10 protein-coding genes are annotated in these 14499 nt (G+C 65.3%); 4 read left to right on the top strand and 6 right to left on the bottom strand.

Annotated features, from left to right (window positions below):
* Both AB3X89_RS25580 and AB3X89_RS25585 read left to right on the top strand, forming a co-directional pair.
* Window positions 1-3840, top strand: a 3840-nt coding sequence (locus AB3X89_RS25580) for a cellulose synthase subunit BcsC-related outer membrane protein (RefSeq protein WP_368585778.1), incomplete at its 5' end; no start/stop codon positions are given.
* Window positions 3841-4160: 320 nt separating this feature from the next.
* Window positions 4161-6821 (top strand): response regulator, encoded by a 2661-nt coding sequence (locus tag AB3X89_RS25585; protein ID WP_368585779.1) that lies wholly within the window; start codon window positions 4161-4163, stop codon window positions 6819-6821.
* A gap of 49 nt (window positions 6822-6870) precedes the next feature.
* On the opposite strand, the gene AB3X89_RS25590 is transcribed toward AB3X89_RS25585, so the two are convergent.
* From AB3X89_RS25590 to AB3X89_RS25615, 6 genes are read right to left on the bottom strand one after another with little or no spacing between them, the layout of a single operon-like run.
* Window positions 6871-7935, bottom strand: coding sequence for an NADH:ubiquinone reductase (Na(+)-transporting) subunit F (locus tag AB3X89_RS25590; RefSeq protein ID WP_368585780.1), 1065 nt, complete (start codon window positions 7933-7935; stop codon window positions 6871-6873).
* A 40-nt stretch (window positions 7936-7975) separates the two neighbouring features.
* Window positions 7976-8338, bottom strand: a complete 363-nt coding sequence (locus tag AB3X89_RS25595) for a phenol hydroxylase subunit P4 (protein ID WP_368585781.1) — start codon at window positions 8336-8338, stop codon at window positions 7976-7978.
* Between the two features lie 36 nt (window positions 8339-8374).
* A complete protein-coding gene (locus tag AB3X89_RS25600; protein WP_368585782.1) occupies window positions 8375-9994 on the bottom strand; it encodes an aromatic/alkene/methane monooxygenase hydroxylase/oxygenase subunit alpha in 1620 nt (539 codons plus the stop codon).
* A gap of 32 nt (window positions 9995-10026) precedes the next feature.
* Window positions 10027-10299, bottom strand: a complete 273-nt coding sequence (locus AB3X89_RS25605) for an MmoB/DmpM family protein (RefSeq protein ID WP_129957605.1) — start codon at window positions 10297-10299, stop codon at window positions 10027-10029.
* Window positions 10292-11338: an aromatic/alkene monooxygenase hydroxylase subunit beta gene (locus AB3X89_RS25610; protein WP_368585783.1), complete on the bottom strand. Its 1047-nt coding sequence runs from the start codon at window positions 11336-11338 to the stop codon at window positions 10292-10294. Before AB3X89_RS25610 ends, AB3X89_RS25605 begins: the two co-directional genes overlap by 8 nt.
* 49 nt (window positions 11339-11387) lie before the next feature.
* The gene (locus tag AB3X89_RS25615; protein ID WP_368585784.1) at window positions 11388-11663 is read right to left on the bottom strand and encodes a phenol hydroxylase subunit; all 276 of its coding nucleotides are present in this window, start codon (window positions 11661-11663) and stop codon (window positions 11388-11390) included.
* 392 nt (window positions 11664-12055) lie between these two features.
* Here AB3X89_RS25615 and AB3X89_RS25620 point away from each other — a divergent pair, with 392 nt between their 5' ends.
* Window positions 12056-13888 carry a sigma 54-interacting transcriptional regulator gene (locus tag AB3X89_RS25620; protein WP_368585785.1) on the top strand — a complete coding sequence of 611 codons (1833 nt, stop codon included), beginning with the start codon at window positions 12056-12058 and terminating at the stop codon, window positions 13886-13888.
* Between the two features lie 139 nt (window positions 13889-14027).
* A complete protein-coding gene (locus AB3X89_RS25625) occupies window positions 14028-14354 on the top strand; it encodes a transposase (protein ID WP_368585786.1) in 327 nt (108 codons plus the stop codon).
* The last annotated feature ends 145 nt before the right edge of the window (window positions 14355-14499 follow it).

A 14499-nucleotide genomic window follows, 5' to 3' on the forward strand; every position in this document is an offset into this window, starting at 1 on the left:
CAGCAGGACGCCGCGGCGCGCGCCCGCACGCAGCAAAACGCCGCCGCCGACGTGCGCGGTCGCGTGATCGCCGAGGGCTTCGCCGCGCTCGACCGCGACGACGTCGTGACCGCGCGCGCCAGGTTCTCGTCGGTGCTCGCAAACAGTCCTAACGATACCGACGCGCTCGGCGGCATGGGCATCGCCGCGCTGAAGCAGGAGCGATTCGCGGACGCGCGCAACTACCTGGAGCGCGCCTCGCGCGGCCCCAATCCGGCGCGCTGGAAAACCGCGCTCGACAGCGCGACCTACTGGACCTACACGAGCGAAGCGATCGGCGCGCGCAGCAACGGCGAGTTCGCGAAGGCGAAGGCGCTGTTCGAGCGCGCGATCGCGCTGAATCCTTCGGACGTGACCGCGCAGGTGCAGCTCGGCGAAATGCTGCTTCAGACCGGCGACCCGGCCGGCGCCGAGCAGGCGTACCGGATGGCGCTGCGCCGCCAGGCCGACAACCCCGACGCGATTCGCGGCCTCGTCGGCGCGCTCGCCGCACAGGGCCGCGCCGACGAAGCGCTGCAGTTCGCCAATCAGCTGAACGCGGAGCAACAGGCGAAGGTCGGCGGCATCGACCGTTTGCGCGGCGATGCGCAGGCGGCGCAGGCACGCGCGGCCGAAGCGCGCGGCGACCTCGGCACCGCGCGCAGCCTGTTCGAAGACGCGCTGCTGAACAAGCCCGACGATCCGTGGCTGCGGCTCGACCTCGCGCGCATCTACGTGCGCCAGGGCGCCGTCGCGAATGCGCGCAGCATGATGGACGGCCTGCTCGCCACCCATCCGGACATGACCGATGCGCTGTACGCGAGTGCGCTGCTGTCGGCGGAAACGCAGGACTGGTCGACCGGTCTCGCGCAGCTCGACCGCATTGCGCCCGCGCAGCGCACCGACGCGATGACGACCTTGCAGCATCGGCTGTGGGTGCATCAGCAGGCCGATCTCGCGACGCGCATGGCGAAGAACGGCCAGACGCAGCAGGCCATCGCGACCCTGCGCGCCGCCGAGCCGGTGGCCGGCAACAACCCCGAGCTGATCGGCGTGATCGCCGGCGCGTACCAGCAGGCCGGCGATTCGACCCGCGCGCTGGGTCTCGTGCGCGCCGCGATGAGCGCGGCGCCCGGCAATACCGATCTGCTGCTGCAGTACGCGGGCATTCTGTCCGCGGCAGGCCAGCAGGTCGAGCTCGGCAACGTGATGCGCCAGTTGCAGGCCACGCAGCTGACGCCGCAGCAGCGCAACGACTTCGACAACCTGAATCTCGGCATCGTCATCCGGCAGGCCGATGCGGTACGCCTGCGCGGCGATCTCGCAAGCGCCTACGAGGTGATCGCGCCATGGCTCGCCGCGATGCCCGACAACCCCGACCTGCAGGCCGCGCTCGGGCGCATGTACGCGAGCGCGGGCGACGACCGCAACGCGCTCACGAGCTTTCGCGTCGCGCTGCAGCGTCGCCCCGACGACCTGAGCCTGCTGCAGGCGGCGATCTCGGCCGCGGCCGGCTCGAAGCAGTTCAGCTACGCCGAAACGCTCGCGAACCAGGCGCTCGCCCTCGCACCGAACGATCCGGGCGTGCTCGCGACGGTGGGCCGCATGTATCGCGCCCAAGGCAATCTGTCGCTCGCGTCGACCTATCTGCAACGCTCGCTGGTCGCGGCCAATACGCCGCTGGTCGCGAACGCGCCCCGAACCGCAGGCAGCAACGTGCCGCGCGGCTGGGAAGCGGCGATGAGCCAGATCGGCGCGACGCCGCTGCCGGGCACCAATCCCTTCGAAGGCAAGACGGCGATCGCGACTTCGAGCGACGCCGACAATGGCGCGCGTCCCGCGCTTCCGTTCCTGAACACGCAGTCTTCCTCGCCGACGCAGACCGTGCCGAACTATCCGCCGCCCCCTCCGCCCGCGCCGTATGTCGCGCCTTATACGGCGCCCGCCGCGACGCCTTATAACGCGCCCGCCGTGCAGCCCGCCCCCGTCGCCGCACCATATGGAGCGCCCCGCTCCGCCGCCGAGGTCGGCGGCTACGGCCAGGAATCCTATGGCTCGAGCCAGTCGGGCACGCCGTTGCAGCCTTATCCGGGGCAAGGCCCAGCGCCGATGCAGCCGATGCCGCAGCAGCAGTACAACGCGGGTTATCCGCAGCCGCAGCCTTATGCGCAGCAGCAGGCGTATCCGCAGCAGCCCTACGGCGCGCAGGACGGCTATGCGGCCACTCCATGGCCGATGTCGCCGGCCGCGCGCGAAGCGCAGGCCAACGCCGCGTCGGCGACGCCGCTGCCATACGGATCGACCCGCAACAGCGCGAAGAAGAACACGAAGAAGAGCACCGCGAAAACGAGCCAGCCGGCGCCGGTCTATGCGCAGCAACCGCCGCCGTATCCGCAGCAGCAGGGCTATGCTCAGCCGTATCAGCCGTATCAGCCGTACCCGCAGCAGCAGCCCTATCAACCGCAGCCGCCATACCCGAACCAGGGCTACTACGCGCAGCAGCCGTACATTCCGCAACCGCCGGCCGGCTATGCACAGCCGTACTACCCGCCCGGCGGCAGCGCGCGGAACAACCCGCAGCCGAACGTCGCAAACGCGCAGACGCTCGGCGTCGCCGAGGAGCTTGCGCAGATCAATCGCGAGCAGTCGAGCACCGTGTCGGGCGGCCTGATCTTCCGCAATCGCGTCGGCGAGGACGGCCTGTCGTCGCTGACCGACATCGAGGCGCCGATCCAGGGGCGCATCAAGGCGGGCAACGGTCACGTGGTCGTGACCGCGACCCCGGTCACGCTCGACGCCGGCACCGCGTCGAACAGTACGTCGACGCTCGCGCGCTTCGGCGCGGGGCTTTCGACCGACTCGTCAAAGAACGCCGCGGTAAACGGCACCAACAACTATGGCAGCCAGACCGCGAGCGGCGTGGGATTGTCGGTCGGCTACGACAGCCGCAGCATCAGCGGCGATATCGGCGTGACGCCGATCGGCTTTCGCGAGACCAACATCGTCGGCGGCGCGCAATACAACGGCGGCATCACCGACAAGGTGTCGTACTCGATCGCGGTCGCGCGGCGCGCGGTGACGGACAGCCTGCTGTCGTATGCGGGCGCGCGCGATGCGGCCGCCGGCCTCGAATGGGGCGGCGTCACGTCGACCGGCGCGCGCGCCAGCCTCGCGTGGGACGACGGCACGAGCGGCCTGTACGTGAACGCGTCGTATCAGCACTACATGGGCAACAACGTGCCGAGCAACAACGCGGTCAAGGGTGGCGGCGGCGTCTACACGCGTCTGCTGAAAGACGCCGACCAGACGCTGACGGTCGGCGTGAACACGACGATCATGGGCTACAACCGCAATCTGTCGTTCTTCACGTACGGCCAGGGCGGCTACTTCAGTCCGCAGCAGTACGTGATCCTGAATCTGCCGGTCGAATGGTCGGGCCGCGCAGGCCTGTTTACGTACGACGTGAAAGGCTCGATCGGCGTGCAGCATTACCGCGAGGATGCGTCGAACTACTTCCCATTGAACGACGGCTCGTCGCGCCAGGGCGACGCGGCCGCCGCCGCGCAATCCCTCGGCAACGGTCTGACCGCCGTCTACCCGGGGCAGAGCAAGACCGGTGTGTCGTATTCGATCAGCGGCGTTGGCGAATATCAGCTCGCGCCGCAGCTCGCGGTCGGGGCAACCGCGTCGTTCGGCAACGCTTATGAATATCGCGAGTGGCTTGCGGCCGTGTACGTGCGCTACAGCTTCAACAAGCAGACCGGTTTGCAGCCGTTCCCGCCGGTGCCGTTGACCTCGCAGTATCTGTCGTTGTCCAACTGACGCCCCACGTTCATTCGCATTGCCTCGCATAGCGCGTACGTCGCGTGTCGATCCACGCCGGAAAAGCGGGCGCTTCTTCCGCTTTCGCTGCGCTGCAAACGCGCCTCGCGGTAAATGTTGCCCGTGCATCGAACGACGTGCCGAATCGGTACGTTTTCGGACATGGCTGCTTACCCGGCAAAACCCCGAATAGCGTTCTCGAAGCATCAACGGTACGGCGATGTGCCATACAATAATTGCAGCTCGCGAGGCTGTCCGAAGCCCTCGAAGCTTCGGTCCCGAGCCGACCATTTTCGACGTGAATTCAGGTGGAGCGCTGCATGCCTTTTCCGGCACAAGACTACGGCTGCGCCGGCTGGCGCGGCGAGATGGCGCGACGCATCAGCGAATTCGACTGGCGTGCGACCAGCCTCGGCGCGATCGAAAACTGGCAGCGCAGTCTGAACTCGACGGTCCTGACGATGCTCGCGTCGCCGATGCCGCTCGTGCTGCTGTGGGACGAGCCCGGCTACATGATCTACAACGACGCCTATGCGGTCTTCGCGGGCGGCCGGCATCCGTATCTGCTCGGCCGTCCGGTCGAAGACGGCTGGCCCGAAGTGGCCGACTTCAACCGTCACGTCATGGTCACCTGTCTCGCCGGCGGCACGCTGTCGTATCGCGACAAGGCGCTCGTGCTGCTGCGCGACGGCAAGCCGGAAGACGTGTGGATGGATCTGTACTACAGCCCCGTCGCGGGCGACAGCGGCGCGCCGGCAGGCGTGCTCTCGATGGTCGTCGAAACCACCGGGCGCGTGCTCACCGAGCGCCTGCGCCAGCAAGCCGAAACCGAACTGCACGAGACCAACGAACGCCTGCAGCTTGCGCTGAACACCGGCGCGGTGCTCGGCACCTGGGTGCTCGACGTGCGCACGGGCGAGGTCACCGGCGACGAACGCTTCGCGCGCACCTTTTCATTTGGGCGCGATACAGCGTTGAAAGGCGTCGCGCGGGATGCCGCCACGCAGATCATCCATCCCGACGACCAGGCGCTCAACGACCGCCTGACCGCCGAAGCGATCCGCAGCGGCGAGCCCTTTCGCGCCGAGTACCGGATCCGGCGTCCCGACGGCGGCTATATGTGGGTGCAGGCGAACGGCCGCTGCCAGTTCGACGAACACGGCGAACCCACGCGTTTTCCGGGCGTGCTGATCGACATTCACGAGCGCAAGATCGCCGAACAGCAGCTTCTTCAGCTAACCGAAACACTCGAGCAGCGCGTCGCCGATTCGATTGCGGCGCGCGCGCTCGCCGAGGAGCAGCTGCGCCAGGCGCAGAAGATGGAAGCGATCGGCAGCCTGACGGGCGGCGTCGCGCACGACTTCAACAACGTGCTGCAAGTGATCAACGGCAATCTGCAGATGCTCGCCGCCGACGCCGACGACAACCCCGTCACCCAGCGGCGTCTCTCCGCCGCGACCGATGCCGTCAGACGCGGCGCGAAGCTCGCCGCGCATCTGCTCGCGTTCGCGCGGCGTCAGCCGCTGTCGCCGACCGTGCTGAATCCGCGCCGCCTGCTGACCGGCATGAGCGAAATGCTGCACCGCGCGCTCGGCGAAACGGTGCGGATCGACACGGTGCTCAGCGACGATCTGTGGAACGTGCAGGTCGACCGCAACCAGCTCGAAAACGCGCTGCTCAATCTCGCGATCAATGCACGCGACGCGATGCGCGCCGACGGTGTGCTCACCGTGCGCGCGACCAACCGCACGCTCGACGCCGCGTTCTGCCGCGGCAAACCCGACCTGTCGCCGGGCGAATACGTGGAGTTCTCGGTTGCCGACACCGGTTCGGGGATGCCGCCCGAAGTGCTGCAACACGTGTTCGAACCGTTCTTCACGACCAAGCCCGACGGCCACGGCACCGGCCTTGGCCTGTCCATGGTGTTCGGCTTCGCGCGTCAAAGCGGCGGACAGGTGTCGATAGAAAGCCAAGTGGGACGCGGCACGACGGTGTCGCTGTTCTTTCCGCGCTGCTGCGAGGCGGAGACGCCGGAGACCGTCGACGGCACCGCGGCGTCGGTCGGCGGCGGCGAAACGATACTCGTCGTCGAGGACGATGCCGACGTGCGGCTGACCGCCGTCGAAATGCTCGCGCAGCTCGGCTATAAGGTGCTGACCGCATCGAACGGCGACGCGGCGCTCGAGTTTATCGACAGCGACATGCCGATCGATCTGCTGTTTACCGACGTCGTGATGCCCGGCAAGCTGAAGAGCGTCGAACTCGCGCAACGCGCGGCCGCGCGCACGCCGCCTCTGCCCACGCTGTTCACATCGGGCTATACGCGCGACGAAATCGTCCACCACGGCAAGCTCGACGCGGGAATCACGCTGCTATCGAAGCCGTACCGGCGCGACGATCTCGCCCGCATGGTGCGCAACGTTCTACGTGCGGGCGCCGCCCGCGCGGACCGCGCGGCCGAGATGCGAGAAGCGGGTATCGCCGCATGCGTTCCGCCCGCGGCGTACGAAGCCGTCAACACGTACGGCGTCACGAAGGCGCCGCAGAAAACGTCGAAAAAAGAGCCGAAGAAAAAGCCGCCAAAGGCGACCCAGCCGCGCGCGGCCCAGGAAGCCGCACGCGTGCTGTTCGTCGAGGACGACAGCGAATCGCGCGAGGCGCTTGGCGAACTGCTCGGCGCGCTAGGTCTCGCGTGCACCGCGGTCGCGAGCGCGGAAGCAGCGCTGCCGCTCGCGACCGCGCAACACTACGACGTGCTGTTGACCGACCTCACGCTGCCCGGTATGTCCGGCGACGAACTCGCGCGCGCCGTGCGGCAAGTGCAGCCCGCAATCCGCGTGCTGCTGGTGTCGGGCTACGGTCGCAGCGCGGAGATCGGGGCGGCGATTCCGGGTGCGCGGCTGCTCGGCAAGCCGCTCGATATCGCGCAGTTGCGGCACGAGTTCGCGCAATGGCTCGATCACACCGAAGCGACGTCCTGATCTAAATACCGAACCTCTGCCGCCGCGGCGTAAGTGTCTTCATGATGCTTCAGATCGACCGGAATAACGGGCTTTTCGCGAGCGCTTCGGCGCCGTCCGCATTGCTGAGGAATTTCTCCGTGTAGATGTCGCGCTCGAACAACTGCCCCTGCATCAGCGCGCGGATCGACGCTTCGATCATCACCGGCGGTCCGCACAGATACGCCTTGTGGCCACGAAAATCGCCGCCGAAATGCGCCTTCGCGGCCTCGTGGACGAAGCCGCGAAAACCCTCCCATGCACTGCCTTCGGCCTCGTTCGACAGCGCCGGCACATAGGTGAAGTTCGCGTGCCGCTCGGCAAGCTCGGCGAACTCGTCGTGGTAGTATAGCTCCGCGCGATCGCGCGCGCCGTACACCAGCGTGATCGGCCGCGTGTCGCCCTGTTCGAGCAGATCGAGCAGCATCGAACGCGGACTCGACAATCCCGAGCCGCCCGCGATCAGGATCACGGGCTGCGGGTCCGACGCACGCACGAAGAAGCGGCCGAACGGACCGCTGAAACGCAGCGCGTCGCCGGGCTTCAGCGCTTCATGAAGATAGCCGGTGCCTTTGCCGCCCGGCACGCGCCGCACGTTCAGTTCGATCAGCGTCGACGAACCCGGTTTGCCGGCGAGCGAAAACGCGCGCGGCGTGTCCTCGCCGGGAATCTGCACGTTCACGTACTGACCCGCCTGAAACTCGATGCCGTCGCCGTCCAGTTCGACGAAGATGCCCTTGATCGTCGGCGTCAGATCGATGCTGTCCTTCACGCGGCCGGTGAAATCGCGGACCGGGAAGTGGCGCGCGTCGGCGTCCTCGTCGATATCGGCTTCGATCGTCAGATCCGATTGGGCGGTCGCGCAGCACGCGAGGCACTTGCGTTCGTCGCGCTCGAAATCCATCAACGCGAACGGCGACGCATTGCCGTGCTCGATCTCGCCGTCGACCACCTGCACCTTGCAGGTCGCGCACAAACCGTGGCAGCACGCGTGCGGCAGCCAGACGCCGGCGCGCAGGCAGGCGTCGAGAATGGTCTGTTCCTCGGCGATCTCGATCGTATGGCCGATCGGCTCGATGGTTAGCTGGTAGCTCATGTCAGCGTCTCCTGTTTCTCTGATCCGGTGAACCCGCGGCCTAGCTGCACGATCCGCGAATGCCGGTCAGACCCGGCGTGCGAAAACGGACCAGCGCCTTGTGGCGCAAGCCGTTTTCTTCGAGCGTCCGATCGAACACGGGCGTAAAGCGCTCGTTCGAGCGGAACCATTCGATATCGTCGAGCTTCACGTTCTCCCAGTCGGGATGCGCGGAATAGATGCCGGGCAGCACGTCGTTCGCGAGCGTCGCGAACGTCATCGTTGGCGGCACCGGAATGCAATGCGGTGCACAGAACATCAAATGATCTTCCCAGCCGATGAACAGCAGCCGGTTGCCGTGGAAGTTCTCCTCCCGGTCTTTCACTTCGCCCGTGTAGCCTTCTCTGAGCGCGATAACTGACATGGTGTGTCTCCTTCGTATTCGGTTGGCGTGGGCGAATCACGCAGCCTGCGCGGCCGGCGTGCTTTGCGATGCGGTATCGGTCGCGCTTTCCTTGGTCCCTTCGCCGCCGTGACTCGGCTTGCCGGTCCAGCGCAGCCAGTTCTTCCTGTCGGGCGAATCCTCGAATTCGTGGCCGTCCGCGCCGACGTTGATGTGGTAATAGCGCAGCACTTCGGCGAGCGGATCGAAATCGGCGGCGCTCGGGTCCGCGTCTTTCTCGAAGCAGTTGCCCTGATAGATCTGATGCACCGGCAACCAGGCCTGAACGTATTTCTCCGGCTCGTTGTCGAAGATGTCCTTGCAGCCGTCCGAGCAGAAGTGATACTTGTTGCCGAGATAGTCGCTTTCGCGGTAGCAGGTTTTGGTCGGATCGTCGGGCTCGGTGAAGGCCATCGGGACCTGGCAGACCTGGCACAGCATCGGCAGCGTGTTGTTGTAGAAGCGCTTGCCCGCTTGCTGCTGCTCGCGCCAGTACTCGAAGCGCGGACGATACAGCCTGTCGAACGTCGCCGGATACTTTTCGGCGAGCCAGTTCATTTCGTCATCCGACGGAATCCATGTGTGCATCGCCGCCGCGTGCGTGTAGTTGTAGAAGATGCCCCACGCCTCGTGTGAAATGCGATCCTTCTCCTTCGACGCGACCTCGTGATACTTCGGCATGCGAATGCCGTAGCGTTCGAGGTCGTGAAACAGCGCGCCGCCGTTCTTCTCGAAGTAGGTTTCCCATGCTTCCTGCCACGACATGATCCGCTTCGGCAGCATGTAGTCCATCATCATCGCGACGAGCGTCAGCAGCCGGTAGCCGCGCCAGAACCATTTATCGATCCACTTCTGGATGATCGGCACGTTGCCCGGGTCCTGTTCGAGCAGGAACTTCACCACTTCGAGTCCGAGCGTCATATGGCGCGATTCGTCGGACTGCGCGGAGAAGCCGAACGTCACCGTCGCCATGTCGCCGTTGAAGGCGGCACCCGACATGAACGGCATGAACAGCAGATTGGTCAGCACGTATTCGAACGAGAACGAGATCGCGGTAACGAACTCGAACGGGCCGGCGCTCATCGCGTCTTCGAAATACGACTTCGGCACCGACAGATACCAGACCCGGTCGTGCATGTGCTTGAAGTCGTGAAAGCCGTTGAAGAACTTGTTGTAGTGGCTGATCGTATGAACCTGCGTCTGCGCGTGACGCAGCTCGTCGATCGCCTGCATCTGACACGCGATTCGCGCGCCGGCGCCGCGAAAGTTGCGGCCGGCCAGAGCGAAGCCGCGGTGCGCCGCATATTCGAGCGGACTCACGCCGGTCAGGAATAGCTTCAGCGCGTTGATATAGCGTGGGTCCGTCACGTTGAACTGGCCATTGTTCTGCTGGAACGCGTCGATGATCGCGTACAGCTTGCGTTCCTTTTCACCCTGATATTTCCAGTAGGCGTCCATCGTCAGACGGAACGGGTCTTCCCATTTGTCCCAGTCGTGGACCTTGATGCCTTCGAAGCGGTCGTATGGAAAGACCTCGTCCATCGGCTGATAGGTCGTGTCCCAGCCAAGGCCGCGCGTCAGCATCGCGTAGTTTTCCTTGATGCTCAGTTTTTTCGGCGTGGTATTCGTGGTGCTCATCGTGCGTCTCCCATGCGATTGATCGCGGCCGCTCAGGCCTTCCATTCGAGAATGAATTCGTCGTCGGTCTCGTCGATGTTGCCGCCGAGCGAAATAAGATTGAGTTGCAGCTCGCGCAGATCGAAGTCGCGGCCGATGCGCTCCTCGATCGACTCACGCCGGATCACGAGCCGACCGACCGCGTCGATCTTGACCATCGCCGGAAACGCGTTGACGACGGCGTGCGGGTTGTCCGCCTCGATCGCCTCGATGATCGGGCGCGAGTCGTCGTTGGCCTGAAACGCGATGAATACGGAATCAGCCATGTTTGGCCTCCCCGATTTGCTGTTCTGCGTGCTCCGCCACGAGCGGCACACCCTGCTTCTGCATGCGCGCATCGAACGCCTGGGCGATATCGGCGAACGCCGCTTCGGCTTCGTCCGCGCCGAGCGCTTCCAACGCCAGCGGGCACAGCGCATCGAGAACGCGCGAGCGCCACTGCGCGATCCACCGGCCGAGCAGCACAGCGTTATCCGTCGACTCCGCCACCGCGGTCTTCAACGTCGCATCGACCCAGCGGCTCGTTTCGTCGTACCAGGTGCTCGCGAACTCGTTCAACATGCCGATTGCCGCGCCGTAGTCGCGCGACAGACGCTGGTCGATATGCCGATACACGAGCGGATACAGCAGACCATCGAGCACGACGTTCTGCGCGACGAAGGTTTCGAACCAGTCCTGCACGACCATCGTGTCCTCGACCAGCCGGCGCAGGGCCTGCCACAGCGGATCGTCGAGCCAATGCGCCTTGCCAACGACCAGTGACGCGCCCGAATTGCCATCGAGCAGCAGACCGATACGCGACAGGTACTGCGCGATGCCGAGCCGGTCCATCGCATGAAACATCGTCGCCTGCGTGATCGCGGTGCCCCAGCCGTAACCGCTCACGAAGCAGTTGTTGGTATTGGCCGCCCATTCGATATGGCGCAGCGGCACCATCAGCGCGGCGATCCGCGCTCTCGCGTCGTCAGGCAAGTCGGCGAGCAGACGCCGCCGCGTGACGAACTCGATGTTCTTTTCCATCGCATCCTGCTGCCGGGCGCGCGCGATCGTGTACGCGCCGTAGTAGTACTGGCGCGGGTCCTTGAACGCGTACCAGTCGTTCATGCGGATCGCCGTGCGGCCTTTGTCGTAGAGCGCGAAGTCCGGCTGCCACAGCGGGCGATAATGAAAGTTGTCTTCGGGCTGCAGCTCCAGCGTCGCTTCCTGATAGCGCGACGCCGGTTTGTCTGCGCCGAGCCTTCTCGCGACGTGCGAGAAAGTCTGGCGGATCTGCTGAACCGAGGACGTCTTGATGTCGATCTGCATGCGGTGTCTCCTTGTCTGTTATGCGGGGCCTTCGACGGTCATGCGCGCTTCATTCGCTGACACCCGGCTCGCCGTAGCGCCACTTCAGTTGTTCGAGATCGAGCGCCGCGGCTTCGTCGTCGCTCAATTGGCACACGCGATGATTCGCGCAAAAAGACGCGAAGTCGTGAGCGCTCATCACGAGCTCGACGCTCAAGCCCGGATCTCCGATCGAAAAATCGAACTCGACGAAACCGTCGTCGCGCTGCTCGCGCACGCGGACATAGCGCCGCGTGACGTCGAAGGGTCGCGAGACCGGTTCGGCGTGGGGTGTATGCGAGGGCATCACTGTCTCCAGATGGTTTTGCGTTATCCGTCACTGCACGTTTTGGTTCAAATCGGCGGCAGCGGGCCTATTAACGCAACTGCTATGCCAACGAACCCGGAAAGACCGCGCTCCGTGCGGCGAAAGGCGCACAATCCCTTGTGAATCAATGCCCAAACATAGAGCGGCGATTCGCGCGGCGCAGGCGCGGCGAAACGCGCGCGGGCGTGGGCTAGATCAAATGATCGAAACCGGCCGCTCGCACGCATTGCGTAACCGATCAATTCGTTATCAGGGAACACCCGGAGGCGCTCGTCGCGCGATTCGCGATACAGCACTGCGCGTGGCATTGCATACTGACGGCCGGCATTTGCCGGCAATCCACATAGACAAGCAGTTGGAGACGAATTCAGATGGCCACCCGAAGCAAGCCCGCGGCGAGCCCGCGCATGTCGATGGTCTCGCCCAAGGGCGACTGTGTGGACAGCCTGCGCTATCCAGACATCGCGGACCTGATGTCCCGGCTGCACTTCGCGCCCGGCGACGGGCGCATCTGGCTCGGCGATCAGCGCATGCTGCTCGTGCACACGGGCTCGGTCGGCGTGATGCGTCGCGAGCTGATCGACAGTCTCGGTATCGACGCGGCGCGCGGCCTGCTCACGCGCATGAGCTACAACTCGGGTGCACGCGACGCCGAACTCGCGCGCAAGGCGCGTCCGGATAGTTCGATTACCGAAATGTTCGCGGTCGGCCCGCAATTGCACATGCTCGAAGGCATGACCGTGGTCGAGCCGGTGCGGCTCGAAATCGACGTCGAGAAAGGCCAGTACTACGGCGAGTTCATCTGGAAGAACTGCGCGGAAGACGAGGAGCACATCCGTATCTACGGAATCGGTGCGGAGCCCGTGTGCTGGACGCAGATCGGTTATGCGTCGGGCTATACGAGCGTGTTCATTGGACGCCCGGTCATCTATCGCGAGGTCGAGTGCCGCGCGCTCGGGCAATCGCAATGCCGGATCGTCGGCAAGCCGGTCGAGGAATGGGGCGACGAAGCCGCCGACGATCTGCGCTTCATGCAGGCGCAGTCCTTCACGCAGGGGCTGTCGGCCGCGGCGGTCAAACGTGAGGCCAGGCACGCCCCAGCCGTCGCCCTGCTCGGCGGCACCCCGCCGCCCACGCCGACCGCATTCGGCGACGACAACATGGTCGGTGCGTCGCCCGGTTTCAATGCCGTCTGCCATATGATCCGGCGCGTCGCGAGCACGCGCGCGACCGTGCTGTTTCTCGGCGAGAGCGGCGTCGGCAAGGAGGTATGCGCGCGCACGCTGCATCGGATCAGCGCATGCAGCGACGGTCCGTTCGTCGCGGTCAATTGCGCGGCGATCCCGGAGGCGCTGGTCGAGTCGGAGCTGTTCGGCGTCGAGCGCGGCGGCTTTACCGATGCGACACACAGCCGGCCGGGCCGCTTCGAACGTGCCGACGGCGGCACGCTGTTTCTCGACGAGATCGGCATTCTGAGCCTGACCGCGCAGGGCAAGCTGCTGCGCGCGTTGCAGGAAGGCGAGATCGAACGGGTCGGCGATACGCAGACGCGCCGCGTCAACGTGCGTGTGATCGCGGCGACGAACCTCGACCTGAAGGACGAGATTCGCGCCGGACGCTTCAGGGAAGATCTGTATTTCAGGCTCAACGTGTTTCCGATTCGCGTGCCGTCGCTGCGCGAGCGGCGCGAGGACTTGCCGGTGCTGCTCAATCACATGCTGCACAAATACCGCGAACGTCACGGGCGCGACGTGACCGGCTTCACCGGCCGCGCGCTCGATGCGCTATTGAGCTACGGCTGGCCCGGCAATATCCGCGAGATGGAGAACCTGGTCGAGCGCGGCGTGATTCTCGCGCCGGACGGCGGGGCGATCGACATCGGCCATCTGTTCACGAGCGGCGAAACCATCGACGCGCAGATGTTCGGCCTTGGCACCAACGGCTCGCTGATGCCGTCGGGCTCGCTGCTCGATCAGCAGGCGGGCGGCAGCGGCGAAGCGGAACGCGTTGTCAGAAAAGTGAACGATCTGCTGATGGGCGCGAGCGGCGACATCGATCCGACCTCGCTCGACGATATCGAAACCGCGCTGCTGAAAAGCGCGGTGCAGCGCGCGCAGGGCAATTTGTCGGCGGCCGCGCGCACGCTGGGGATTACGCGGCCGCAGCTGGTTTATCGGCTGAAGAGTCGCGGGCTGCGGGTGTAGGCCGCCGAATGCAACGCTAGCATCATCGGAGGCGAAGCAATTGGCGGTTCAGCGGGCCAAACCACGCGTAAATCCGGAATTAGAAGGAACCGCCCAAACCGTAAGATCGCCGGGAACCGGTCAGTTAGGCGTTGGCGGCATGTTAGATCTTCCTCTTTCCGATGACGCGTGGGCGCGCATCAGTCATCTGTTCCAGCAGAACCCGAAGAAACGTTTGGGCCGGCCCGCGCGTCCTCCGCGCGAGATTCTGGACGCGATTCTGTGGATCGTCACGCGCAACGAGAAATGGCATCGGCTGCCCGGCACGTTTCCGCCGTCGCAGACGTGCTACATCAGGTGGCTGCAATGGCGCCGCACCGGCTTGATGAGCGCGATTCTCGACGAGCTCGGCCTGAGCGCTTGCGCGCTCGCATCGGCATCGTGCGCGCACGCGGCGCCTTCGGCGGGGCCGCAAGCCGACGCCTGAAATCGTGGCCTGGAATGGCATATATTGTGGGTAAGGATGGGTACCCGCGACGGCGCGGCCAACTGCATCAGCCGTGCGCGCGGGTATGATGCCGGGCGCGGTATCCACCGCGGCCGCTTCCGATGCCGCATCTTTTGCCACGAGA

The sequence above is a fragment of the Paraburkholderia sp. BR14320 genome, from assembly GCF_040948665.1.
Lineage (GTDB): Bacteria > Pseudomonadota > Gammaproteobacteria > Burkholderiales > Burkholderiaceae > Paraburkholderia > Paraburkholderia youngii.